Raw genomic sequence first — 23,920 nt, forward strand, 5'->3', positions numbered from 1 at the left:
CATAAAGCCTTGATGGATCAGATCTACCGGGGCACAAGGCTTACGTCATGACCATCGATCCGCGCTCGCACACGCCGGTCTACGTTCAGCTCGCCGACCTGATCCGGGAGCAGATCGAATCGGGCTCGCTGCCGCCCGGAGCGAGCGTCGGCAGCGAGTCGCGGCTCAGCCAGGAGCACCAGATCGGCCGGGACGCGGTCCGGATGGCGATTTCGCTGCTGCGATCGGAAGGGCTCGTCACCACCAGCCGTCCGCTCGGCACGCGGGTCCGGGAGACGCCGCAGCGCAGGCAGGTGGAGCTGGCCGCGGGTGCGAGAGTCGTCGCGCGGATGCCTACCGGCGCCGAGCGCCGGAACATGCTGCTGGACGAGGGTGTGCCGGTGCTCGAGATCCACGGCCCGGAGGGCGACGTGGAGTTGCTGCCGGGTGACGAGGTCGAGCTGACCCGCCCGGCGCACGACTGAGCCGGGCGGCGCGCGTCAGGCGGTGGGCGTGCCCATCGACACGTCGTCGACCTTGATGTTGATCTCGTCGACCCGCAGCCCGTACGCCTCGACGGCGGACGCGACAGCGATCCGCACCTCGTCGGTCACCTGCGGGACCGGGTGGCCGGCCTCGATCACGAGAACCAGGTTGATCACGGCCGCGCCGTTGGTGACGTGGGCCGTGCAGCCCCGCCGGGCGTCGCCGACCTGGTCGAGCCCGACCCGGTCGAGCACCGCGTTGAAGAACCGGGCCACGTCACCGCCCAGCTCGGCCACCCCGGGCACCCCGCGGGTGGCGGCCACCGCGATCTTCTCCACCACCTCGTCGGAGACGTGCGTGGTCCCGCCCGCCACCGCGTCCGGCGTGATCGACAGTTCCTGGGTCGCCTCGTCAGCCATGCTCTCCCACCCGTCGCACCGCCCCGCGCCGACGGCGTGGGGCGGTGCGAGCGTACTAGGCGCGGGCGCTCCGCAGTGGACGGAGCCCGGGTCAGCGCGCCCCGGCCGGCTCCAGCTCGCCGATCCCGTCCAGCCCGCCGGAGGTGTCCGGCGCCGGCTGCGGCCGATTTCCGCCGGCCGCCCGCTCCCGGCGCCGGAGCCACCAGTCGACGCCGAGGTTGAGCAGCAGGCCGACCGCAGCCCAGATCGCCACGACGGCGAGGTTCCGCCCGACGCCGATACCGTCGAAGTAGGCGAGGGACCGGGCCGTGTCCACGGCTGCGGGCAACGGCAGGACGCCCTGGAGCGTCCGGAAGAACTCCGGCACCATGTAGATCGACAGGCCGCCGCCGGAGGCGGGCACGCCCGCCATCATCAGCACCACCATCATCGGGACGATCGCGGCGAGGCCGAAGGTACGGGTGAACACGCCGGTCACCGACGACACGGCGAAGATGGTGAGGGCACCGAAACCGATCATCTCCAGGGCGCTCCCGTCGACCGCCCCGATGATCACGTCGAACAGCAGCCACAGCCAGGTGGCCATGCCGATCGCCCAGCCGCCGAGGATCGGCAGGAACTGGCGCAGCCGCCGCAGGTGCGGCGCCCCGCCCCGGAGCACTGCGAGCATCAGGAACCCGGACATGATCCAGGACATGCCGACGTAGAGGCTGTTGCTGCCCATCGTGTCGGTCCTGCTGAGCGGCGCCACGTCGGTCACCGCCAGCGGCGTCTGCTGCCCTGCGGCGACCTGGCGGAACATGGTCTGCACCATCATGTGCTGGCTGGACCCGGCGGCCGACGACGAGTACAGGGTGGCCTCGCCTCCCGGCGTCGCGGGCAGCACGTACGCGGCGACCAGGTCCTGGGCGAGGATGCGCTCCCTCGCCTCCTCCACCGACGCGGCGACGGAGATGTCGGCGACCCCGCCGAGACCGGCCCGCAGCCCGGCGGCGACCTGCTCCGCCTGCTCGGGGACGGCGGCGACCACGGCTACCGGGATGTCGTGCGGCTCGGGCTTGTGCATGGAGAAGCTCATCAGGCCCACCACGGCGACCAGGATGCTCAGCGGGAAGGCCGCCACCGTCACGTACCGGAACCGCTTGGACCGCGGCGGACCGCCGGCGAGTGCGGGCAACGGCGTGTCCGGGCCGTCGACCTGCGGCGCCTGCGGGATCGGCGCCCCGCCGCGCTCCTTGAGCAGGCAGAGCAGCACGGCGGCGACGATCCAGGCGGCGAGCGTCAGCAGGTGGACGCCGATGCCCCGGCCGTCGAAGTAGAGCGCCGAGCGCAGCGCCTCACCCGCTGCCGGCAGGGGCAGCACCCCGTGCAGGAACTGGAAGAACCCGGGCATCGTGTCGACCGGTAGCGCCAGGTTCGACGCGGGCATGCCCAGCACCACGAAGAACAGCATTCCGAGCAGGACCGCCAGCGGCCCCATCACCTTGGTGAAGAACAGCTGGGCGAGACCGACGGCACCTGTCGTGAGCATGCCGACGCCGAGGAACGTGAGGTAGTGGCCGTCGACCGCGCCGACACCGGGTCCGAGGATCAGCCAGATGATCGTGCTGGTCAGCGCCGACCAGCCGGCCGCCAGCGGAACGAACCGCCGCAGGCGCAGCAGGTGCGGGGTGGCCATCAGGAGCATGCTCAGCGGTACGTAGCCGGCGAGCATCATGCCCATCGCGGCGAACAGCACCGAGATCCCGGCCCGGTCGTCGTCGGGCAGCGGCGCGACGTCCTCCGTCGTGGACGCCCACTGCTGCTGCACGGCGACCGGGGCGAGGAGCTGTTGCGCGGTGGCGGCGCGGGAGGCGCCGGCCGCCGACGCGGTGATGATCGTCGCCTGGTCCGAACCCGCTGCCGGGAGCTGCAACGCGCCGCTGATCTCCCGGTCCCGCAGGAGTTCCACGGCGGCGTCCCGGGACGCGACCAGCCGGGCCTCGACCGGCTCGCCGGCGGTGGCGTTCAACGCGTCGACGACGCCCTGGGCCTCGGCGCCGCTGCCGATCACCGCCACCGGCATCTGGCGGGGGTGCGGCGAGTGCATCGTTCCCACGTAGGTCGCGAACATCATCGTGACCATGAGGAACGGCATGACGAAGAGGGCGACCGAGCGGATGATCCGCTCCTTGCGGTCGGCGGCGGTCGGCTCGGCGGTCGCCGGGTCGGTGGAGGGCGGCACAGGCATGCTCCGGGGTGGGTTCACGGCTGCGTCGGCAGCCAAACGTAAGTCAAGTGACTTACAAAGTGTAGGTGATGCGTTCCCCGGAAGACGAAACGACTAGGTTTGGCCTGCGCCACAGCTGGGCGCCGGTCAGGGGAGAGCGAGGGTTCATGGCACGGTCGGAGGCGGCCCGTACCGCGCTGCTCGACGCCGCCGAACGCCTGTTCGCCGAGACCGGGATCGCGCAGGTCTCCGACCGCAGGATCGCCGAGGTCGCGGGCAACACGAACCACTCCGCGGTGCGCTACTACTTCGGCGGCCGGGAGGGCCTGCTCCGGGCACTGGTCGCCCGGCACATGGACGCCCTGGCCGAACCCCGCCGGGTCATGCCCGCGCAACCCGACTCGGTGCTCGGCGACGTCCGCAGCCTCGTACAGCCGTCCATGGCGGTGCTCGCCGGCCTGCCCCGGCCGAGCTGGCGGGCACGTTTCCTCGCCCAGGCCCTGCACGACCCGACGCTGCGGGTGCTGATGCGCGAGGCGTTCGAGTCGGCCTTCGTCGACCTGCCGGTCCGCGCCTCACTGGCGTCCCGCCTGGCGCACCTCGATCCGGGGGTGGTGGCCGGCCGGGCGGCGCTGATCGCCCGCATCGTCATGACCGCCACCGCCGAGGTCGAGGCCCGCGCCGAACAGGACGGGCAGGACCCGCGCTGGCTGGACGTCGGGGACTTCCTCGCCGACGCCATCGCCGGCATGCTGGCGGCCCCGGTCAGCCGGGCCGGCACCGCCAACCCGCTCACCGACGCGGAAATCTGAGAGGCCGGCCGAGGCGCCCCGGCCGGCCGCGTCCTCAGGAGCCGAGCTGGGAGAGCAGTTCCTCCGCCGCGGCGTACGGGTCGAGGGCGCCCTCGGCCACCTTCGCCGCGAGCGTCGGGAGCTGCGTACCGTCGCGCAGTGAGCCGATCCGGGCGCGCAGCACGCCCAGCGCGATGGCCTCGATCTCGGCGGCGGCCCGCGCCTCCCGGCGGCGGCGCAGCTCGCCGTGGCGCTCCAGCCAGTCGCGGTGCTTGTCGATGGCGGCGGCGATGTCGTCGATGCCCTCGGCACGGGCGGCGATCGAGCGGACCACCTGCGGCCGCCACTCCCCCGGCCCGCGCTCGCCGAGCGCGATCATGCCCTGGATGTCGCGGACCGTCGCGTCCGCGCCGTCCCGGTCGGCCTTGTTGACCACGAAGACGTCGGCGATCTCCAGGATGCCGGCCTTGACCGCCTGGATCGCGTCGCCCATGCCCGGCGCGAGCAGCACGAGCGTGGTGTCGGCAAGCGACGCCACCTCCACCTCGGCCTGCCCGACGCCGACGGTCTCGACGAGCACCACGTCGCAGCCCGCACCCTCCAGCACCCGCACCGCCTGCGGCGTCGCGGCGGAGAGCCCGCCCAGGTGACCCCGGCTGGACATCGAGCGGATGTAGACGCCCGGGTCGGTCGCGTGGTCCTGCATCCGGACCCGGTCGCCGAGGATGGCGCCGCCGGTGAACGGGCTGGACGGGTCGATGGCCAGCACGCCGACCCGGTGGCCGCGCGCTCGCAGCGCCCGTACCAGCTCGTTCGTGGTGGTCGACTTGCCCACCCCCGGCGAACCGGTCAGGCCGACCACCTGGGCGTGCCCGGAGTACGGCGCGAGCGCCGCCGCGACCTGCGGCAGCACCTCGTCGCCGGACTCGACCAGGGTGATCAGCCGGGCCACCGCGCGGGGGTCGCCCGCGCGGGCCCGTTCCACCAGCATGGGTACGTCCCGGCTGCGGCGCACCGGGCCGGTGGCCGCCGCCGGGGCGTTACTTGCGTCGTTCACAGTGCCGCCTTCGTTCGCGACTGCGGGGCTCGCAAACCCGGCTCACTCCTCGCACTCACAGATAATCAGCTCTCGGCGCCGTTCGGGACGTGGATGATCAACGCGTCGCCCTGCCCGCCACCGCCGCAGAGCGCCGCCGCGCCGGTGCCGCCGCCGCGCCGCTTCAGCTCCATCGCGAGCGTGAGGACGAGACGGGCGCCGGACATGCCGATCGGGTGGCCGAGCGCGATCGCGCCACCGTTGACGTTGACCTTGTCAGGGCTGATCCCGAGGTCACGGGTGGACTGGATGCCCACCGCCGCGAACGCCTCGTTGATCTCGATGAGGTCGAGGTCCTCGATGCTCAGACCGCCCTTCTTCAGGGCGTGGTTGATCGCGTTCGACGGCTGCGAGTGCAGGGAGTTGTCCGGGCCGGCCACGTTGCCGTGCGCGCCGATCTCGGCCAGCCAGGTCAGGCCCAGCTCCTTGGCCTTGGCCTTGCTCATCACGACCACTGCGGCGGCGCCGTCGGAGATCGGCGAGGAGCTGCCGGCGGTGATGGTGCCGTCCTTGGTGAAGGCGGGACGCAGCCGGCCGAGCGACTCGGCGGTGGTGTCCGGGCGGATGCCCTCGTCCTCGCTGATCACCAGCGGGTCGCCCTTGCGCTGCGGGATGATCACGGGGGTGATCTCGTCGCCGAAGTGGCCGTTCTTCTGCGCGGCGGCGGCGCGCTGGTGGCTGGCCGCGGAGAACGCGTCCTGCTCCTCGCGGGTGATGCCGTGCTTCGCGCCGTGCCGCTCGGTGGACTCGCCCATCGAGCAGCAGTCCCAGGCGTCGGTGAGGCCGTCGAGGGCCATGTGGTCCTTGACCGTCACGTCGCCGTACTTGTAGCCGGAGCGCTGCCCGAGCAGCAGGTGCGGGGCGTTCGTCATGGACTCCATGCCGCCGGCCACCACGACGTCGAACTCGCCGGCCCGGATGAGCTGGTCGGCGAGCGCGATCGCGTCCAGCCCGGAGAGGCAGACCTTGTTGATGGTCAGCGCCGGGGTGGACATCGGGATGCCGGCCTCGACGGCCGCCTGCCGGGCCGGGATCTGCCCGGCGCCGGCCTGGAGCACCTGACCCATAATCACGTACTGGACCTGCTCGGGCGCGACGCCGGCGCGCTCCAGGGCCGCCTTGATCGCGATGCCACCGAGCCGGGTCGCGGGGAGGTCCTTGAGGTTGCCCAGCAGGCGCCCCATCGGGGTCCGCGCGCCGCTGACGATCACCGAAGCCATTGCCTGCCTCCGAGGGGGTGCCGACCTGTACGCCTTAACGATTGTTCGGTCAGACTAGCGTCATGGCTGAGAACTCCCCCGTCGAGCCCGCTGCCGAGTTTGTCACAGACATCGGCCTGCGCCGCATCGACCACGTCGGGATCGCCGTGGCCGACCTGGACGCCGCGATCGACTTCTACCAGCGCACCTTCGGGATGCGCTGCGTGCACACCGAGACCAACGACGAGCAGGGCGTACGCGAGGCGATGCTCGCGGTCGGGCCGGACGCCTCCGGCGGCATGGTGCAGCTGCTCGCCCCGCTCTCCCCGGACACCACGATCGGCAAGTTCCTGGACAAGCGCGGGCCGGGTATCCAGCAGGTCGCGTACACGGTGGCGGACATCGACGTGGCGTGCGCGGCGCTGCGCGAGCGCGGCGTGCGGCTGCTCTACGACACGCCCCGGCGCGGCACCTCGGACTCCCGGGTCAACTTCGTGCACCCGAAGGACGCCGGCGGCGTGCTGATCGAGCTTGTCCAGCCCGCCTGAGCCGCAAGGAAGGGCCCCTTCTTAACAGACGTCTGTTAAGAAGGGGCCCTTCCTAACAAGTGGGAACGCGCGCGGCCGTGCGCGCTTGCGCGTTCCCACGGACAGCTCCACTCATCGGTGGATGCAGTTTTTCACAGAGGGCTTCCCGCTTTAGCTACCGTTCAGTAACGTCCGCCGGACAGGAGCGCGACCGGTGCCGGAATGTGTCGATTGCCGACATGGCGGTCCCGTCGCACCGGCGCCGACGATGGCAGCACCCCTGCCCGCGTTGTGCGGGTGCGGACTAACGGGAGGTCACCGTGCAGGACATCCTCGAAGCGATCATGGCGGCGGAGGGTTCGTCGCAGCCGGAGCGGGAGCTCGCCGGCCTCGCCGGCCTGCCCGTGCCGGAGAGCTACCGGGGCGTGGTGGTGCGTGCCGAGGACACCCGCATGTTCGAGGGCATGGCCACCCGCGACAAGGACCCGCGCAAGGCCCTGCACGTGCAGGAGGTGCCGGTCCCGGAGCTGGGCCCGGGTGAGGCGCTCGTCGCGGTGATGGCCAGCGCGATCAATTACAACACGGTGTGGACGAGCATCTTCGAGCCGCTGCCCACGTTCAAGTTCCTCCAGCGCTACGGCCGGCTCTCCGAGCTGACCCGCCGCCACGACCTGCCGTACCACGTGGTCGGGTCGGACGCCGCGGGCGTGGTGCTGCGTACCGGGCCGGGCGTGACCAAGTGGAAGGCCGGCGACGAGGTGGTCGCGCACTGCCTGTCGGTCGAGCTGGAGGACTCCGCCGGTCACGACGACACGATGCTCGACCCGCAGCAGCGGATCTGGGGCTTCGAGACCAACTTCGGCGGCCTGGCCGAGCTGGCGATCGTCAAGGCCAACCAGCTCATGCCGAAGCCGCGCCACCTGACCTGGGAGGAGGCGGCCAGCCCGGGGCTGGTCAACTCCACCGCGTACCGGCAGCTCGTCTCGCACCACGGCGCGAACATGAAGCAGGGCGACGTGGTGCTGATCTGGGGCGCCTCCGGCGGCCTCGGCGGGTACGCCACCCAGATGGCCCTCAACGGCGGCGCGATCCCGGTCTGCGTGGTCTCCTCGCCGGAGAAGGCCGAGCTGTGCCGCAAGATGGGCGCCGAGCTGGTCATCGACCGGACCGCCGAGGGCTTCAAGTTCTGGAAGGACGAGGAGACCCAGGACCAGGACGAGTGGCGGCGCTTCGGTGAGCGCATCCGCGAGCTGACCGGCGGCGAGGACCCGGACATCGTCTTCGAGCACCCGGGCCGGGAGACGTTCGGCGCCAGCGTCTACGTCGCCAAGAAGGGCGGCACGATCGTCACCTGCGCCTCCACCAGCGGCTACAACCACCAGTACGACAACCGCTACCTGTGGATGCACCTCAAGCGCATCGTCGGCAGCCACTTCGCCAACTACCACGAGGCGTGGCAGGCCAACCGGCTGGTCGCGCTCGGCAAGGTGCACCCGACCGTGTCGAAGACCTACGCGCTGGAGCAGACCGGCCAGGCCGCGTACGAGGTGCACCGCAACGCGCACCAGGGCAAGGTCGGCGTCCGGTGCCTCGCCCCCACCGACGGGCTCGGCGTCCGCGACACCGAGATGCGTTCGCGCCACGAAAGCGCCATCAACCGGTTCCGCGGTCACTGACCGTACGGTCGTCAGGGATTGCCTTTCCGGCCGACCGGGGCACCATTCGACCGGCGTACGCACAAAGGGCCGCGGGTACCGACCCGCGGCCCTTTTCGCGCCGCCTTCCGCGCAGAAGCCCGACCCGCCCCACCCGCCCGGGAGCTGCCAAGATCGCCAGTTGGTCCGTTGTCACCGGCCGACCGAGTTGACCATGTAAACAGGACGCGAAAGGTGCCGACCGCTCTTGCGAACCACCCTGGGGCGTCTGCCAGTATGTCCCAATGCCCCAGCAGCAGTCCTCCCCTCTCGCGTTCTTCGATAACGCGAACTCACAGCCCGATTTCACCGTTGGCCTGCGTGGTTACAACACCAACCAGGTCGACGACTTCATCGGCCGCCTCACCGCCGCCCTGAGCCAGTCCGAGCAGGCCCGGGCCGAGGCCGAGCAGCGGATGAACGACGCGCAGCGCCGCCTGCGGCAGGCCGAGCAGCGCCAGAACGCCCTGGAGCAGAAGCTCACCGAGACCAACAAGCAGCTCGAGGAGAACAGCCGGCCGACCCTGTCCGGCCTGGGCACCCGCGTCGAGCAGATCCTGCGGCTGGCCGAGGAGCAGGCCAACGACCACCGCAACGAGGCCAAGCGCGAGTCGGAGGGCATCCTCTCCGCCGCCCGCCTCGAGGCGCGTGAGATCACCGACAAGGCGCGCGCCGAGGCCGCCGCCATGAAGGCGACCGCCGAGCGCGAGGCCGGCAGCGTCCGTACCGCGGCCGAGCGGGAGGCCGCCGAGGTTCGCGTGCAGGCCCGCCGCGAGGCCGACACGCTGCGCGCCGACGCCGACCGGGAGACCAAGCAGCTCCGTACGGTCACCGCGCACGAGGTCGCCGAGCTGAAGTCGACTGTCGAGCGCGAGGTCGCCACGCTGCGCGCCACCGCCGAGCGGGAGATCACCCAGCAGCGGGCCAAGGCCGCCCGGGAGGCCGAGGAGAAGCGGGCCGAGGCGACCAAGCTGCTCACCGACGCGCGCGACAAGCGCGACAAGGACCTCCAGGCCCTGGAGCTCCAGCTCGCCGAGCGGCGGGAGAAGGCCGAGCGCGAGGAGTCGGAGCGGCACGCCGCCCAGGTCGCGCAGACCCAGAAGCTGGTGAACGAGGCCGAGCAGCGGGCACGCGCCGCGCAGGAGCGGGCCAAGGAGATCGAGCAGCGGGCCGAGTCCCGGCGGGTCGAGTCCGAGCGCACCGCCAACGAGACAGTCGACAAGGCCAAGGCGCTCGCCGACAAGACGCTCAACGAGGCGCGCGCCGAGGCGCAGCGGGTGCTCAACGAGGCCCGCACCGAGGCCGAGCTGACCACCCAGGCGGCCCGCCGCGAGGTCGAGGACCTCACCCGGCAGAAGGACGCCGTCACCTCGCAGCTCGGGCAGATGCTCTCCGGCCTGGCCGGCATCGTGCCGGGTGTGCCGGCCGGCGGCAAGACCGAGACGCCGAAGGCCGACGCCTCCGCGCAGAAGGTGACGGCCGAGTCGGCCGGCTGACCGAACACCCGCTGTCGGGGGCATGAGCCACGGCGCGGGGTGACACCGGGTGACCGGTGTCGCCCCGCGCCGTCATGCTTGTGCGGACCGTTTCGCCAGGAGGGTGAAGTAGCTCCCAGAAGGGGCGTCCGTATCGCCCCAGCAGAGCCGGTTGCGTGTGAGGATGGGGGCATGTCGCACGGCGAGGAACTGTTCGCGCTCGGCGGGGACGTGACGACGGAGCCCAGCTTCGAGTCCGCCCTTCGGGGGTACGAGAAACGGCAGGTCGACCGCTACGTCGCTCGCGCGGAGCACGAGATCGCGGCGTTGACCACCGAGCGGGAACAGGCGTACACCCAGATCCACAAGCTGGCCGGTCAGGTCGAGGTGCTGCAGCGCGACCTGGCCCAGGTGCGCAAGCAGGTGGGGGTGGTGGACCGGGCCTCGTTCCGGCACCTGGGTCCGCGGGTGGAGCAGATCCTCACCATGGCGGAGGAACAGGCCGACGAGATCCTGAGCGCCGCCAACGAGGAGATCGAGGCCCGCCGCGCCGCCGCCGAGCACATCGTCGAGGAGGCGCGGGAGCAGGCCGCCCAGGCGCTGAAGGACTTCGAGATCGCGCTGGCCGCCCGCCGGGCCGAGGAGGAGCGGCACACCGCCGCCCGCAAGGCCGAGGCCGAGGCCACGCTCAAGACCGCCAAGGAAGAGTCGGCGCAGCTGCGCAAGGCCGCGCAGGACGAGTCGGCGAAGCTGCGTACGGCCGCGCAGGACGAGGCCGAGAAGCTGCGCCGCACCGCCCAGGACGCGCTGGCGAAGGCCCAGCAGGAGGCCACCCAGCTCCGCGACACCGCCAAGGAGATCCACTCCCGGGCCCAGCAGGAGGCCGCCCGGCTGCGCGAGGCGGCCAAGGAGGTGCTGGCCAAGGCCCAGCAGGAGGCGAACCAGCTCCGCGAGGCGGCCAAGGAGGTGCACGCCAAGGGGCAGCAGGAGGCCAAGCGGCTCACCGACGCCGCCGCCGAGGCCGGCCGGGCCACGCACGCCAAGGCGCTGGCCGAGGCCAAGAAGATCGTGGACGACGCGGAGGAGGCGGCCAAGGCCACCCGTGGCCGGGCCCGCGCCGAGGCCAGCCGGCTCACCACCGAGGCCACCGAGGCCGGCAAGCGCAACCGCGCCGAGGTCGAGGCGTACGTGCAGCGCATGCGCACCGAGACCGAGGCGTACGTGCAGCAGTCCCGCGCCCAGACCCAGCAGGAGCTGGGCGCGTGGCGGGCCGGGGTGGAGAAGGAGGTCACCGAGCGGCGGGACAGCGCGGAGAAGGAGCTGGCCCAGCGCCGGGCCGCCGCCGAGCAGGAGTTCGCCAAGCGCCGGGACGAGCTGGACAAGCAGCACGCCAAGCGGCAGGAGGAGCTGGAGCAGGCGTACACCACGCGGCGCGACGAGATCGAGCGCACCGCCGCCGACGTCCGGCAGGCCGCCGAGGCGGACGCGCTCAGCATGCGGCAGCAGGCCGAGCTGGAGGCCGCCGAGCTGCTGCGCCGTGCCGAGGCGGACGCCGGCGCGCAGCGCCGCAAGGCCGACGAGCACGTCGCGGCCTCGCGGCGCCAGTTCGAGGAGTACGCGGCCACGACCCAGCAGCACCTCGCCACCACCCAGCAGCACCTGGCCGCCACCCAGCAGGAGGTGGCCGCCGGCCGGCAGCAGCTCGCCGGGGTGATGCTGGAGATCGCCAAGGCGCAGCAGGAGCTGGCCGACCTGCGTACCGAGACCTGGAAGTCGCGGCAGGAGTCCGACGACCTGCAACGCCGCCTCGGCGACCTGCGGCGCGACGCCGACTCGGCCGGGATCGCGGCCACTCCGGTCGACCCGGACGAGCTCGCCACTGCCGCGTCCGCCGGCCGCTCGACCGGCGACGGCGAGCCGGCGGGCGGCGACGCCCCGGCTGATGTCCCGGTCGGTGGCGGTGCGCCGGTGGCCGCGAAGGCCGACACGAAGGCCGACACGACGGGCACCACGCCGGCCAAGGGCGACGGCGAGCCGGCCGAGGCGGGCAAGGCCAAGCCGGTCGGTGAGCCGGTGACCACCATGGACTCCCCCGCCGGGGCGGGCGTCGACGGCGAACCGACTGTCGCCGCCGTGCCGGGCGAGGGTGGCCGGGGCGCCACCCCGACGAAGATCACCAGCACCGGCGAGAACGGCAAGCGCCCCACCAAGCCGACCACCGACGAGCGCAGCGCCAAGCCCAGCGCCGTCACCGTCGACAAGGACTGATCCGACCGCCTCGGATGCCGCTACTTCGGCCAAAGTGGCGGCATCCGGCCCGCCCGGATCACGCGACTTCCCTGAACCGCCGGCCGGCGAGCGCGGCGGCAGTGGTGGTGGGATGGCCGGCGCGGGGTGGCGGCGACTACCCTGCGGGCAGAGGGTCGCGCGTCGGCCGGGGACGTCACCGGCGGGCCGCCGGGCAGCGGGGAGAGCCGGGAGGCACGGGTGTCGCAGGAGGGCTCCGCCGCCCACGAGGACGAGGCCGCGGACGTGCACATCGCCGGCCCGGTGAAGCCCGCGAGCGAGACCACACGCGCCGCCGCGAGCGACACCACGGGTGCCGCGAGGAGCCTGCGAACCGGCATCGAGGCGAGCAGCGAGCGGCCCGCCGACGTCGAGCCGGGTGAGTTCGAGCCGAGCGGGCGCTTCGGTGTGCCGGGGCGGCCACTGCGGCGCAGCGCCTTCCTGATCGGCTTCACCGGCGCGCTCGGCGTGCTGCTGGCGTACGCGCTGTTCCTGGGCCTGCGCAACGCGGCCGGCATCCTGGTGCTCGTGGTGATCGCGTTGTTCCTCGCGGTCGGCCTGCACCCGGCGGTGGTCCGGCTGCGCAGGTGGGGCGTGCCGCGCGGTCTGGCGGTGGCGGTGGTGACGCTCACCCTGCTGGCGCTGATCGTCGCCGGCCTGCTGGCGCTGGTGCCGCCGGTGGTGACCCAGTCCGGCCAGTTCGTGCAGCAGCTACCCGGCTACGTCGAGGAACTGCGCCGCAATCCCACAGTGAACGACCTGGTGATCCGGTACGACGTGATGGAGCGGGTCCAGGCGGCGGCGAACGCGGACACGATCGGGCGGGCGCTCGGCGGCGTGCTCGGCGGGGCGCAACTGATCTTCGGGACGATCTTCCGCCTGCTCACCGTGCTGGTGCTGACGATCTACTTCCTGGCGTACTTCGACAAGCTGCGCGAACTCGGGTACGCGCTGGCACCGCGCTCGCGCCGGGAGCGGGTCCGGCTGATCGGCGACGAGATCCTGACCCGGGTCGGCGCGTACATGGTCGGCGCGCTCGCCATCGCGGTGCTGGCCGGCGTGACCACGTTCGTGTTCGCGCTGGTGGTCGGCCTGCCGTACCCGTTCGCGCTGGCGGTGGTGGTCGCGGTGACCGACCTGATCCCGCAGATCGGCGCGACGCTGGGCGCGGTGGTGGTGACGCTCGTCGGGCTCGCCACCGACCTGCCGGTGGGCATCGCGTGCCTGGTGTTCTTCATCCTCTACCAGCAGGTGGAGAACTACCTGCTCTATCCGAAGATCATGCGCCGGGCGGTGTCGGTGAACGAGGTGGCGGCGTTGCTCGCCGCGCTGCTCGGGGTGGCGCTGCTGGGCGTGGTGGGCGCGCTCATCGCGATACCCACGGTCGCCGCGTTGCAGTTGATCCTGCGCGAGGTGGTGCTGCCCCGCCAGGACGCGCGCTGACCCGTTACTCGGCGCGTCGCTGGGCCGGGCCGGGCACCGGGGTGTCGGCGAACGCGGCTACCGTACGGTCGGCGTACGCGCTGACGTCGCCGGTCTCCATCGGGCCGTCCCAGGTGGTCGGCAGCGGCAGCGGCACGCCGGGGGCGACCCGCCGGACGATCTCGTCCAGCACCTTCTCCGCGTCGCCGACCCAGAGGTGCTTGGCGCCGTCCACGCCCACCACCTCGGCCTGCGGCACGGCGGCGAAGCGCTGCCGGGCCTCCTCCGGGCGCAGGTAGTCGTCGAACTCGGGGACCAGCGCGGTGAGCGGCTTGCCGGAATCGGCCCAGACCGCCAGGTCCTCCGGGGCGGAGAAGCGCAGCGGCGGGGAGAGCAGGATCGCGCCGGCCACCGCCGGGTCGCAGCCGTACTTCAGCGCCAGGTCGGTGCCGAACGACCACCCGACCAGCCAGATGTTCGGCAGCTCGTGGAACTCGGCGTACTCGATCGCGGCGGCCACGTCGAACTTCTCGCCGACGGCGCCGTCGAAGGTTCCCTCGCTGGTGCCGCGGACGCTGCTGGTGCCCCGGGTGTTGAACCGGAGCACGGCCAGGCCGGCCAGTGCGGGCAGCCGCCAGGCGGCCTTGCGGAACACGTGGCTGTCCATCATCCCGCCGTGGGTGGGCAGCGGGTGCAGGCAGACCAGCGTGGCGGCCGGTTCGCGGTCCAGCGGCCGGGCCAGTTCGCCGACGAGCGTCAGCCCGTCGGCGGTGTGCAGCTCGATGTCCTCCCGGCGGCCGGGCAGGATCGACGACGCGCGAATCGGAGTGCTCACGCCTGCCAGTCTCCCGTGTCGGCGGCCCCGCCGCCCACCGGGACGGGAACCTGGTGATCCAGATCGCTCAGCCGTAGCGCGGGGCGCCCCGGCCGCGGTGGAGGTTCGGCCCACGCCGGTCCCGGGCCCGCCAGCAGCCGGAGTGCCAGTGCCGGCGGTCGGTCAGGTCGCCCCGGTCGTCGGCCGGCCAGGCCACCAGGTGCGCCACGCCGGGGCGGATCTCCTGGTCGCAGCCGGGACAGCGGTACGTCTTGGCTGACGCCCCGCCGCTGATCGCGCGTACCTGCCAGTCGCCGTCGCGCCACTGCTGCACTGTCGGCACGCCGTGGCGGGCACGCTCGCCGTCCACTGCGGCGATCTCGTCCCGGCGGGGACGGTTGCGACGGGGGCTCACGATCCCAGCCTACGGCCCCTCCCCACCCCACCGCCGATGCCCCGAAACCGAGCGATCTTGGTACGGGTACGCCCTCTCAGGGGCAGTTCCGTACCAAGATCGCTCGCGCGATCGGTCAGGGCCAAGTCTGTGGGCGGGTCAGGTCTTGTGCCACCTGCGTCCCGGCGAGCACGGTCGCCGCGTCGGCCTCGGTGAAGTTCACCTGGCCCGGGGGTCCGTCGCCGGGGAAGGGCCAGGCGAAGTCGACTGTCAACCGCACCTTGGGCAGGCCGAGCAGTTCCAGGCGGTTGCCGCCCGGATACCGGAAGCCCGGACGGCCACCCAGGTCGCGGTTGCTGGCGCGGCCCGTGTCCTCCCCCATCTCCGCCCCGTGGACCAGCTTCATCCACATGTATGAAGAAGGTGCCCGGAAGACGGTGAGCTGAACCGTGAGGCCCTTCGGGAAGGCGGCCGCGTCCACCGAGCATCCCGTCACCGCCGCGTTCGCCGGCAGCGTGGTCGGTCGGACCGGCCCGGTGCATCGCCGGGCTTCGTCCCAGCGCACCAGGCCGGCGACCCGTTTCAGGGCGGCCACGTCACCGCGGAGCGTCGCCGCCCGGGCGTAGAGACCGGGGAACGGCTGCCACGACGTGACCAGACCGTCAGTACCGGCGACGCGCAGCACGCCACCGTCGAAGGCCAGCCGGCCGCTGACGGCCTGCGTCGGGAAGCCGTCGATCGAAGTGTTGTCGAGAGCCTTCGCCACCGGGCTGACCTCGAGCAGGATCGGGTGTCCCTCACCGTCGCTGAACCGGATCGACTCGATCGGGTTGGAGCTGTGGACGGACCAGCCCAGATAGCGGGCCCGGGTGGTGTCGACGCCCAGGTGCAGCACCTGCGGGTCGGTACCTACCAGATCGGGACGCTGAAGCGCCCCGGGCACCCCGTCGGCGAGCGGCGGCACCAGGGGTGGCGCCGCCTCGGGCGTCGCGGCCGTCCAGGGCATCCGCCCGGCCAGCCCGCCCACGTCCGCGCGTACCACGCCGACGAGACCGAGCACGCCGACCAGGGCGAGCGCGGTGCCGGCGGTGGCCCGGCGGCGTACCTGCCGGCGCCTGCCCAACGCGCGGGAGCCGCGCAGCAGGCGTGCGGTGTCGATCTCCCCTTCGGCCTGCTCCCGCAGCACCGAGGCGATCCGCTGGTCGAGGTCGGTCACGGCCGGCTCCCCTTCGTCATCGGGACGCCGCAGCGCTCCCGGAGGTGGGCAAGCGCCCGCATCGCGTGGGTGCGGACGGTGACCGGGGAGCAGTCGAGGATCTGGGCGATCGTGGCGTCGTCCAGGTCCTCGTAGTAGCGCAGCACCAGCACGGCGCGCTGGCGGTCCGGGAGGGCGCGGATCAGGCGCCACATCTCGTCCCGGTCCGCCGCCTCGCCACCGAGGTCGCCGCGCCCGGGCCGGTCGGCGAACGTGTCCACCGCCAGCTCACGGCTGGACCGCCGCCGCCACCAGGACGTGTTCGCGTTGACGAGCATCCGGCGCACGTACACGTCGGGCCGGTCGGCCCGGGCGATCTTCCGCCAGTGCACGTACGCGCGCGCCAGCACGTCCTGCGTCAGGTCCTCGGCGCGGTGCGCGTCGCCGGTCAGCAGCCGGGCCAGACGCAACAGAGCCGGGCCGCGGCTGCCGACGTACTCCTCGAAGGTCACACCTCGAAGACGCCGTCACCGGGCCCGGCTGTTGACAGCGGTCAGCGCCGGGTGTGGTCGCGGAACCCGCGGCCGGACTTGCGGCCCAGGTAGCCGGCCGTGACCAGGTGCTCCAGCAGCGGCGCCGGGGCGAAGCCGGGCTCACGCAGCTCCAGGTACAGCTCCTGCTGGATGGCCAGCGAGACGTCCAGGCCCACCACGTCGAGCAGCTCGAACGGGCCCATCGGGTAGCCGCAGCCGAGCTTCATCGCGTAGTCGATGTCGTCGGCGGTCGAGTAGCTGGCCTCCAGCATCTTCACCGCGTCGTTCAGGTACGGGAACAGCAGCGCGTTGACGATGAAGCCGGACCGGTCGCCGCAGACCACGCCGGTCTTGCCGAGCCTCGCGGTGACCGCGCGGGCGGTGGCCGACGTCTCGGCGGAGGTGCGGATGGTCTGCACGATCTCCACCAGCGGCATGATCGGCGCCGGGTTGAAGAAGTGCAGGCCGATCACGTCGGCCGGGCGCTGGGTCGCCATCGCCACGTCGATCACCGGCAGCGACGAGGTGGTGGTGGCCAGCACGACGCCCGGCTTGCAGATCTCGTCCAGGCTGGCGAACAGCGCCTTCTTGACGCTCAGCTCCTCGATCACGGCCTCGACCACCAGGTCGACGTCGGCCAGGTGCTCAAGCGTGGCGGACCAGGTGATCCGGCCGAGCGCGTCGTCCCGGTCGCTCTCGCTGATCTTGCCCCGCACCACGCCCTTGTTCAGCGAGGTCTTTACCGCCTCGCAGACCTTCGCGGACTTCTCCGCGCCCCGCGTCACCGAGATGATCTCGTACCCGGCCTTGGCGAACACCTCGATGATGCCGGTGGCCATGGTGCCGGAGCCGACCACGCCGACCTTCGCGATGGCGCGGGCGCCGTCGGCGAGCGCGGCGTCCGCGACCAGCGGCGTGAACTCGTCGGGTACGACCTTCGGCGAGCCCGGCCGCTCGTAGGTGTAGAAGCCGCGACCGGACTTGCGGCCCAGCAGCCCGGCGGTGACCATCTGCTTGAGCAGCGGGGCCGGCGCGTGCCGGCGGTCCCGGCCGCCGCGCCGGTACATGGTGTCGAGGATCTCGTACGCGGTGTCCAGGCCGATCAGGTCCATCAGCGCCAGCGGGCCCATCGGCAGGCCGCAGCCGAGCTTCATGGCGGCGTCGATGTCCTCGCGGGTGGCGTACCGGGCCTCGAACATGCCGACCGCGTGGTTCAGGTAGCCGAACAGCAGCGCGTTGGCGATGAAACCGGCCCGGTCGCTGATCGTCACGTCGACCTTGCCGAGCCGCTCGCAGAGCGCCTCCACGTCGGCGACCACGTCGGCGGAGGTGACCACCGTGCGGACCACCTCGACCAGCTTCATCACCGGCGCCGGGTTGAAGAAGTGGATGCCGATGACCTGGTTGGGCCGGGTGGTGGCGACGGAGATCTCGGTGACGCTCAGCGAGGACGTGTTTGTGGCCAGGATCGCCTCGGGCTTGCAGACCCGGTCCAGCTCGGCGAAGATCCGCTGCTTGAGGTCGAGGTGCTCGGGCACCGCCTCGATCACCAGGTCCACGTCGTGCAGCGCGTCCAGCCCGACCCGGAAGTCGACCCGCGCGAGCAGCGCGTCCCGCTCGGCCTCGGCGAGCTTGCCCTTCGCCACGGCCCGGTCGGTGGAGCCGGTGAGCGTGGCCCGGCCGCGCTCCAGCGCCCCGTCGGAGATCTCGACGGCTGTCACGTCGACGCCGTTGCGGGCGAACACCTCCACGATGCCGGCACCCATGGTGCCCAGACCCACCACGCCCACCCTGGTGAACTCCCGCGCCACGACCGGCCTCCCCTGCTCGACTCCGCCGTCCGCGACATGAACGGCCGCTAAGGTTATGCGCCGGAGTCTGCCACGTGACGCTGCGTTGTCGAGACGCCGTGGGATATTTCACGCACCGTGCCTCACGCGGTGGCGTTCTCCCCGGCCAGTGCCAGCAGTTCGGCGACGAACTCCGCCGGCCGCTCCAGGTGCGGACTGTGCCCGCAGCCGGGCAGCACCACCTCCCGGTACGTCCCGCCGGCCGCCGCGTACCGGTCCAGCACCGCGCGGGTCTGCCCCACCATCGGCTGCGGCGGGCACGCCACCTCACCGGGCCAGCCGGGCACCACGCCGAGCTGACCGAGGTACGCCAGGTCGAACAGCGAGGTGTCCGAGACGATCACGTCGGCGTCGCCGCGTACCCAGGTCACCGAGGGCTTGACCGGCACGGCGACCAGCTCGTCGGCGAGCCGGAAGTGGGCCGGGGCCAGCGCGTTGAGCACGCCGCGCGGCCCGGCGGCCGTCCCCGGCCAGTGCGGCGAGGCGACGGCCGCGCCCGGGTAGTTGTCGTCCCCGGTGGCGGTGGTCAGCATGCTCTCCAGCAGCAGGTCCTCGTCGTCGCCGAGCGAGGCCGGGTCGGCCACGTACGCGGCGCGCAGCACCGCGCGCGGGCTGGTCGGGCCGTCCGCGCTCCGGTCACCGGCGGCGAGCCGGGCCACGAAGTCCGGGTTCGCGCCGCCGGCGCCGGTGCCGGCGAAGTCGGGCGTGGTGGGGGTGCCGTCGAGGTCCCGGGTGCCGCCGAAGCCGTACGGGGACACCGGCGCCTCCAGCAGCAGGCCGGCGATCCGTTCCGGGCGGTCGACGAGCAGCCGCATCGCCACACCGCCGCCCAGCGAGTGCCCGGCCACCACCGGCCGGGCGCCGGGCCGGAACAGCTCCGGGGCGTCGAGCAGCGCGGCCACGTCGTCGGCGAAGTCGGCGAGCCCTCGGGTGGCGTCGACCGGCGCGGTGTCTGTCCCGCCGTAGCCGCGCAGGTCGGGGGCGACCACCCGCAGCGTCTCCGGCAGCCGGGCCAGCAGCGGTTCCCAGAAGGCGGAGGAGGAGACGTTGCCGTGCACCAGCAGCACCGGTACGCCGTCCGGTGGACCGGCCACGCGGACCGCCTGGGTGATGCCGTTGGCCTGGACGGTGAGCCGTGCGCTGCGCATCCGCGCATGCTGGCACGGACGGCCGACCCCGGTCCATGTGCCCCACCGACACACCACCCCGCCAAGGCGTGGGCGCCAGCCCACCCCACACCCCCACCCCGGGAGCGCCAACCCGCCCAGCCCACCCTCCTCCGCCGCCCCTCCGCCGACCGCCCGCCGACCCCTCCCTGGCGGTGATCAAGGAGTTTGCGTCAGCGCGGGAGTCATTTCCGTACCCAAACTCCTTGATCAATCGCGCGAGGGCGGACCGGGGAGGGCGGCGGTGGGCTCGCCGCGCGGGCTCGGCGCGCGGGCCGGGCGACGCCGGGCAGCGCGGGCCTGGGGTCAGCGGGCGCCGGAAGCAGCGACCTTGGGGCCGAGCACGGCCTCGATGCCCGGCGGGTGCCGACGGTCAGCAGCCTTGGGGTGCAGCGAGTGCGGGCCCTCAGCGGTCCGGAGGGCCCAGTGGACGCCCGGCGGTCTAGCTGACGTCGGCCGGCTGTGCCTCGCGCGCCTCGATCGGCTGGCGCGGCCCGGGGACGGGCAGCGGCAGAGTGGGGCGCTGGTCGCGGCGCATCGCGCCGAAGCTCATCCCGACCGGGTCGGTCCGGGCCACGCCCGGGTCGTAGAGACGCAGGTCGGTGCGGCCCAGCCGGACCACGTCGCCGTCGGAGATCGCCACACTGCCGGTCACCCGGGTGTCGTTGAGCCAGGTGCCGTTCGTCGAGCCCAGATCGGTGAGCATCACCCCCTCCGGGGTGGCCCGGACGGTGGCGTGCCGCCGACTCAGGTGCGGATCGGCGAGCACGATGTCGGCGGTCGGCGCCCGGCCGATCACCTGCGCGTCCTGGCCGACCCGGAACGTGAGCCCGCGCATCGCCCCGCCGGACACCGTCAGCAACGGCATCAGCTCAGGATGCTCCTCCATGGACAGTCCTCCACCCCACATCGCCCCGCGGCGTCAGCCTGCCACCTCACCGTAGTGGCTTGCACCACCGCGCGGTCACCCCCGCGACCCCGGGCGGTCATCTCCCGTTCGCCGTTTCGGACGGCACTTCCGTCGATACGACGGGCTGATCATCGGCGCAGCGTACGGCCGGTTCGACACCTACCGGCGAGTAATCCTCGGGTCTAGACTTCGGCCATGACCGCTGTGCATGTGCCGGGCGCCCCGCTCATCTCCGACGGTCGGCTGGTGTCGACCAGCCCGGCCACCGGCGCCGAGGCAGGCAGTTTCCCGCTGGCCACCGAGGCGGACGTGCGCGCCGCCGTCGAGCGCGCCCGGGCGGCCGGCGACTGGTGGGCCGGGCTCGGCTTCGCCGGCCGGCGGGACCGCCTCCAGCGCTGGCGCGGCGTGCTCGCCCGGCGGATCGAGGAACTGGCCGACCTGATGCACACCGAGGGTGGCAAGCCGGTCGGTGACGCCGTGGTGGAGATCCTCACCGCGCTGGAGCACATCGACTGGGCGGCCCGCAACGCCCAGCGGGTGCTCGGTCCGCGCCGCGTCCGCTCCCGCCTGGTCCTCGCCGAGTTCAGCGGTCACCTGGAATACCAGCCGTTCGGCGTGATCGGTGTCATCGGCCCGTGGAACTACCCGGTCTTCACCCCGATCGGCTCCGCCGCGTACGCGCTCGCGGCCGGCAACGCCGTGGTGTTCAAGCCGAGCGAGTACACGCCGGCGGTCGGCCAGTGGCTGGTCGACAGGTTCGCCGAGGTGGTGCCGGAGCAGCCGGTGTTCCAGGTGGTGCACGGCTTCGGCGCGGTCGGCGCGGCGCTGTGCCGCTCCGGGGTCGGCAAGGTCGCCTTCACCGGCTCGACCGCCACCGCGAAGCGGGTGATGGCCGCCTGCGCGGAGACGCTCACGCCGGTGCTGCTGGAGGCCGGCGGCAAGGACGCGATGATCGTGGACAGCGACGCCGACCTGGACGCCGCCGCCGACGCCTGCGTGTGGGGCGGGATGACGAACGCCGGCCAGACGTGCATCGGCATCGAGCGGGTCTACGCGGTCGACCAGGTCTTCGACACCTTCGTGGAGAAGGTCGTGGCCAAGGCCGGGCGGCTCACGGTGGGCGCCGACGGGACCGACCTCGGCCCGATCACCATGCCGTCGCAGATCGACATCATCCGCCGCCACATCGACGACGCGCTCAGCCGGGGCGGCCGGGCGGTGCTCGGCGGCCCGGAGGCGGTCCAGCCGCCGTACGTGCACCCGACGGTGCTCGTCGACGTGCCGGAGGACTCGGCCGCCGTACGCGAGGAGACGTTCGGCCCGACGCTGGTGGTCAACCGCGTCCGGGACGTGGACGAGGCGGTCGAGCGGGCCAACGCGCTGCCGTACGGGCTCGGGGGTTCGGTCTTCGGCCGGGCGCGGGCGGTGGCGGTGGCGCGGCGCCTGCGCTCCGGCATGGCCTCGGTCAACTCGGCGCTGACCTTCGCCGGCATGTCGACGCTGCCGTTCGGCGGCATCGGCGAGTCCGGCATCGGCCGCATCCACGGCGAGGAGGGGCTGCGCGAGTTCGGCCGGCCCAAGTCGGTCACCCGCCGCCGGGCCCGGTCGCTGCTGCCGGCGATGACGTTCGAGCGCACCCCGGCCGACATCGCCCGCATCGTCAAGATCGCCAAGCTGATGTACGGCCGGGGCCGCTGAGGCCGCGCCTCAGAACAGCGTCAGCTCGTCGCGCTCGATGCCGCGCAGCTTGTCGTAGTCGACCACCACGCAGCGGATGCCGCGATCCGTGGCGAGCACCCGCGCCTGCGGCTTGATCTCCTGCGCGGCGAACACGCCGGCCACCGGCGCGAGCAGCGGATCGCGGTTCATCAGCTCCAGGTAGCGGGTGAGCTGCTCCACGCCGTCGATCTCGCCGCGCCGCTTCACCTCGACCGCCACCGCACCGCCGACCGCGTCCCGGCAGAGCAGGTCGACCGGCCCGATCGCGGTCATGTACTCGCGCCGGACCAGCGTGAAGCCCTCCCCCAGCGTCTCCGGGTTCGCGGCGAGCAGCTCCTGCAGGTGCGCCTCGACGCCGTCCTTGCGCAGGCCCGGGTCCACGCCCAGCTCGTACGAGGTGTCCTGGAAGATCTCCTCCAGGGTGATGCGCAGTTCCTCGCCGGCCTTGTTCACCACCCGCCAGACGCCCGGCGCCTCCTCCAGCCGGCACGGCGGGCTCATCCAGTTCAACGGCTTGTAGGCCCGGTCGTCGGCGTGGATCGACACCGACCCGTCCGCCTTCACCATGAGCAACCGGGTCGCCGGGGGGAGGTGGGCCGAGAGCCGTCCGACGTAGTCCACCGAGCACTTCGCAATGACCAACCGCACCCGCCGAGGGTAGCGGAGGCCCCGGTGGACGCCGACGAGCGCCACTGGCACGGCGGTGCCATATTGAGATCGTGCTCGAAGTCCTCACCGGTTCCGGCCTGGCCGCCTCGGCGGGTCTGAACGCATACATCCCGCTGTTGCTGATGGGGCTACTGTCCCGCTACACCGACCTGGTCGAGCTGCCGAGCGGCTGGCAGTGGCTCGGCAACGGCTGGGTGGTGCTGATCCTCGCCGTCCTGCTCGCGGTCGAGGTGGTGGCCGACAAGGTGCCAGTGGTCGACCACGTCAACGACGTGGTGCAGACGGTGGTCCGGCCGACCGCCGGTGGCCTGGCGTTCGGCGCGGGCGCCGGCTCGGAGACGGTCACCGTGAGCGACCCGGACACGTTCTTCTCCACCCACCAGTGGGTGCCGGTGGTGGTCGGCGTGGCCATCGCGCTCGGCGTGCACCTGCTCAAGGCCGCCGCCCGGCCGGTCATCAACGCGACCACCGCCGGCGTGGGCGCGCCGGTGGCCAGCACCGCCGAGGACGCGACGAGCGTGATCATGTCGGTGGTGGCGCTGCTGCTGCCGGTGCTTGTGCTGGTGTTCCTGGTCGCTCTGGTGATCTTCGTACCCTGGCTGTTCCGCCGTCGCCGGGAGCGGCGCCGGGAACGCGCCGCGGCCCGCGCGGCCGGCTTCCGCGTCTGAGCCGTAACGACTCCCGAAACCTCTAAAATCGGGGCAAGACACCCAAGGAGGTACGGGAAGATGACCGCGTCATTGGAGATGCCCCGGGTCCAGGAGTGCGCCGTCCGGTCCTGCGCCTACAACCACACGAACGACTGCCACGCGTTCGCCATCACGATCGGCAGCAGCGACCACGCCCACTGCCACACGTTCGTGGAGATGCCGGTGCGCGGCGGCATCGACCAGTTGGTCGCCCAGGTCGGCGCGTGCTCACGCGACGACTGCCGGCACAACGCCGACCTGGAGTGTCACGCCCCGGCCATCACGGTCGGCCCCGACATGGACATGGCCGACTGCATGACCTACGAGAGCCGCTGACCCACCCCCGCTGACGCGGCGCCCGCCGCCCCCCGCCCCCGCCACCTCGAACAGCACAAGCG

General features: G+C 72.6%; 22 protein-coding genes. 10 read left to right on the forward strand and 12 right to left on the reverse strand.

Translation table 11 applies throughout. From position 1 onward, the window contains the following. Positions 1-47: 47 nt before the first annotated feature. The gene (locus tag AB0C17_RS23730) at positions 48-464 is read left to right on the forward strand and encodes a winged helix-turn-helix domain-containing protein (protein WP_357480529.1); all 417 of its coding nucleotides are present in this window, start codon (positions 48-50) and stop codon (positions 462-464) included. 15 nt (positions 465-479) lie between these two features. On the opposite strand, the gene AB0C17_RS23735 is transcribed toward AB0C17_RS23730, so the two are convergent. Beyond that, positions 480-884 (reverse strand): Asp23/Gls24 family envelope stress response protein, encoded by a 405-nt coding sequence (locus AB0C17_RS23735; RefSeq protein ID WP_357480532.1) that lies wholly within the window; start codon positions 882-884, stop codon positions 480-482. Between the two features lie 91 nt (positions 885-975). Then, on the reverse strand, positions 976-3,108 hold the full coding sequence (locus AB0C17_RS23740; RefSeq protein WP_357480535.1) for an ABC transporter permease: 2,133 nt from the start codon (positions 3,106-3,108) through the stop codon (positions 976-978). 152 nt (positions 3,109-3,260) lie between these two features. On the opposite strand from AB0C17_RS23740, the gene AB0C17_RS23745 reads away from it, so the two are divergent. Next, positions 3,261-3,905 carry a TetR family transcriptional regulator gene (locus AB0C17_RS23745; protein ID WP_357480538.1) on the forward strand — a complete coding sequence of 215 codons (645 nt, stop codon included), beginning with the start codon at positions 3,261-3,263 and terminating at the stop codon, positions 3,903-3,905. A 34-nt stretch (positions 3,906-3,939) separates the two neighbouring features. On the opposite strand, the gene meaB is transcribed toward AB0C17_RS23745, so the two are convergent. Beyond that, the gene (meaB, locus tag AB0C17_RS23750) at positions 3,940-4,941 is read right to left on the reverse strand and encodes a methylmalonyl Co-A mutase-associated GTPase MeaB (RefSeq protein WP_357480541.1); all 1,002 of its coding nucleotides are present in this window, start codon (positions 4,939-4,941) and stop codon (positions 3,940-3,942) included. A gap of 65 nt (positions 4,942-5,006) precedes the next feature. Next, positions 5,007-6,200 (reverse strand): acetyl-CoA C-acetyltransferase, encoded by a 1,194-nt coding sequence (locus tag AB0C17_RS23755; protein ID WP_357480544.1) that lies wholly within the window; start codon positions 6,198-6,200, stop codon positions 5,007-5,009. 62 nt (positions 6,201-6,262) lie between these two features. Here AB0C17_RS23755 and mce point away from each other — a divergent pair, with 62 nt between their 5' ends. From mce to AB0C17_RS23780, 5 genes are all read left to right on the forward strand, one after another. Then, positions 6,263-6,727, forward strand: a complete 465-nt coding sequence (mce, locus tag AB0C17_RS23760; RefSeq protein ID WP_357389324.1) for a methylmalonyl-CoA epimerase — start codon at positions 6,263-6,265, stop codon at positions 6,725-6,727. Between the two features lie 299 nt (positions 6,728-7,026). Next, a complete protein-coding gene (gene ccrA / locus AB0C17_RS23765; protein WP_357389322.1) occupies positions 7,027-8,382 on the forward strand; it encodes a crotonyl-CoA carboxylase/reductase in 1,356 nt (451 codons plus the stop codon). A 263-nt stretch (positions 8,383-8,645) separates the two neighbouring features. Continuing rightward, positions 8,646-9,896 (forward strand): DivIVA domain-containing protein, encoded by a 1,251-nt coding sequence (locus tag AB0C17_RS23770; protein ID WP_357389320.1) that lies wholly within the window; start codon positions 8,646-8,648, stop codon positions 9,894-9,896. 171 nt (positions 9,897-10,067) lie between these two features. Further along, the gene (locus AB0C17_RS23775) at positions 10,068-12,143 is read left to right on the forward strand and encodes a hypothetical protein (RefSeq protein ID WP_357473618.1); all 2,076 of its coding nucleotides are present in this window, start codon (positions 10,068-10,070) and stop codon (positions 12,141-12,143) included. Between the two features lie 357 nt (positions 12,144-12,500). Beyond that, entirely contained in the window at positions 12,501-13,604 is a 1,104-nt protein-coding gene (locus AB0C17_RS23780; protein WP_357389361.1) for an AI-2E family transporter, read from the forward strand. A gap of 4 nt (positions 13,605-13,608) precedes the next feature. Here the strand turns inward: AB0C17_RS23780 and AB0C17_RS23785 are convergent, their stop codons facing one another. From AB0C17_RS23785 to AB0C17_RS23815, 7 genes are all read right to left on the reverse strand, one after another. Next, the gene (locus AB0C17_RS23785) at positions 13,609-14,418 is read right to left on the reverse strand and encodes an alpha/beta hydrolase (protein ID WP_357473621.1); all 810 of its coding nucleotides are present in this window, start codon (positions 14,416-14,418) and stop codon (positions 13,609-13,611) included. A gap of 67 nt (positions 14,419-14,485) precedes the next feature. After that, a complete protein-coding gene (locus tag AB0C17_RS23790) occupies positions 14,486-14,767 on the reverse strand; it encodes a hypothetical protein (protein WP_357473667.1) in 282 nt (93 codons plus the stop codon). Positions 14,768-14,927: 160 nt separating this feature from the next. Then, on the reverse strand, positions 14,928-16,007 hold the full coding sequence (locus tag AB0C17_RS23795; protein ID WP_357473624.1) for a hypothetical protein: 1,080 nt from the start codon (positions 16,005-16,007) through the stop codon (positions 14,928-14,930). After that, positions 16,004-16,498, reverse strand: coding sequence for a SigE family RNA polymerase sigma factor (locus AB0C17_RS23800; RefSeq protein WP_357473627.1), 495 nt, complete (start codon positions 16,496-16,498; stop codon positions 16,004-16,006). Before AB0C17_RS23800 ends, AB0C17_RS23795 begins: the two co-directional genes overlap by 4 nt. A 41-nt stretch (positions 16,499-16,539) precedes the next feature. Then, positions 16,540-18,330, reverse strand: a complete 1,791-nt coding sequence (locus AB0C17_RS23805; protein WP_357480546.1) for a 3-hydroxybutyryl-CoA dehydrogenase — start codon at positions 18,328-18,330, stop codon at positions 16,540-16,542. Between the two features lie 122 nt (positions 18,331-18,452). Next, positions 18,453-19,517 (reverse strand): alpha/beta hydrolase, encoded by a 1,065-nt coding sequence (locus AB0C17_RS23810; RefSeq protein ID WP_357480549.1) that lies wholly within the window; start codon positions 19,515-19,517, stop codon positions 18,453-18,455. Positions 19,518-19,977: 460 nt separating this feature from the next. Then, positions 19,978-20,424, reverse strand: coding sequence for an FHA domain-containing protein (locus tag AB0C17_RS23815; protein ID WP_357389307.1), 447 nt, complete (start codon positions 20,422-20,424; stop codon positions 19,978-19,980). Between the two features lie 216 nt (positions 20,425-20,640). Between AB0C17_RS23815 and AB0C17_RS23820 the strand changes: the two genes are divergently transcribed. After that, a complete protein-coding gene (locus tag AB0C17_RS23820; protein ID WP_357389305.1) occupies positions 20,641-22,143 on the forward strand; it encodes an aldehyde dehydrogenase family protein in 1,503 nt (500 codons plus the stop codon). A 9-nt stretch (positions 22,144-22,152) separates the two neighbouring features. Here the strand turns inward: AB0C17_RS23820 and nucS are convergent, their stop codons facing one another. Continuing rightward, positions 22,153-22,812: an endonuclease NucS gene (gene nucS / locus AB0C17_RS23825; RefSeq protein ID WP_030503891.1), complete on the reverse strand. Its 660-nt coding sequence runs from the start codon at positions 22,810-22,812 to the stop codon at positions 22,153-22,155. 71 nt (positions 22,813-22,883) lie between these two features. On the opposite strand from nucS, the gene AB0C17_RS23830 reads away from it, so the two are divergent. Together AB0C17_RS23830 and AB0C17_RS23835 are read left to right on the forward strand one after the other, a co-directional pair. Continuing rightward, entirely contained in the window at positions 22,884-23,501 is a 618-nt protein-coding gene (locus AB0C17_RS23830) for a DUF4126 domain-containing protein (protein ID WP_357389303.1), read from the forward strand. Positions 23,502-23,561: 60 nt separating this feature from the next. Then, positions 23,562-23,858, forward strand: coding sequence for a DUF1540 domain-containing protein (locus AB0C17_RS23835; protein WP_357389301.1), 297 nt, complete (start codon positions 23,562-23,564; stop codon positions 23,856-23,858). Positions 23,859-23,920 lie beyond the last annotated feature (62 nt).

Source organism: Micromonospora sp. NPDC048887, from assembly GCF_040649715.1.
Classification (GTDB): domain Bacteria; phylum Actinomycetota; class Actinomycetes; order Mycobacteriales; family Micromonosporaceae; genus Micromonospora.

Coding starts and splice junctions, on each gene's coding strand:
- AB0C17_RS23835 (WP_357389301.1), top strand. CDS start 23,562: ATGACCGCGTCATTGGAGATGCCCCGGGTCCAGGAGTGCGCCGTCCGG.
- AB0C17_RS23820 (WP_357389305.1), top strand. CDS start 20,641: ATGACCGCTGTGCATGTGCCGGGCGCCCCGCTCATCTCCGACGGTCGG.
- AB0C17_RS23770 (WP_357389320.1), top strand. CDS start 8,646: ATGCCCCAGCAGCAGTCCTCCCCTCTCGCGTTCTTCGATAACGCGAAC.
- AB0C17_RS23755 (WP_357480544.1), bottom strand. CDS start 6,200: ATGGCTTCGGTGATCGTCAGCGGCGCGCGGACCCCGATGGGGCGCCTG.
- AB0C17_RS23735 (WP_357480532.1), bottom strand. CDS start 884: ATGGCTGACGAGGCGACCCAGGAACTGTCGATCACGCCGGACGCGGTG.
- AB0C17_RS23730 (WP_357480529.1), top strand. CDS start 48: ATGACCATCGATCCGCGCTCGCACACGCCGGTCTACGTTCAGCTCGCC.
- AB0C17_RS23745 (WP_357480538.1), top strand. CDS start 3,261: ATGGCACGGTCGGAGGCGGCCCGTACCGCGCTGCTCGACGCCGCCGAA.
- AB0C17_RS23810 (WP_357480549.1), bottom strand. CDS start 19,517: ATGCGCAGCGCACGGCTCACCGTCCAGGCCAACGGCATCACCCAGGCG.
- AB0C17_RS23775 (WP_357473618.1), top strand. CDS start 10,068: ATGTCGCACGGCGAGGAACTGTTCGCGCTCGGCGGGGACGTGACGACG.
- mce (WP_357389324.1), top strand. CDS start 6,263: ATGGCTGAGAACTCCCCCGTCGAGCCCGCTGCCGAGTTTGTCACAGAC.
- AB0C17_RS23815 (WP_357389307.1), bottom strand. CDS start 20,424: ATGGAGGAGCATCCTGAGCTGATGCCGTTGCTGACGGTGTCCGGCGGG.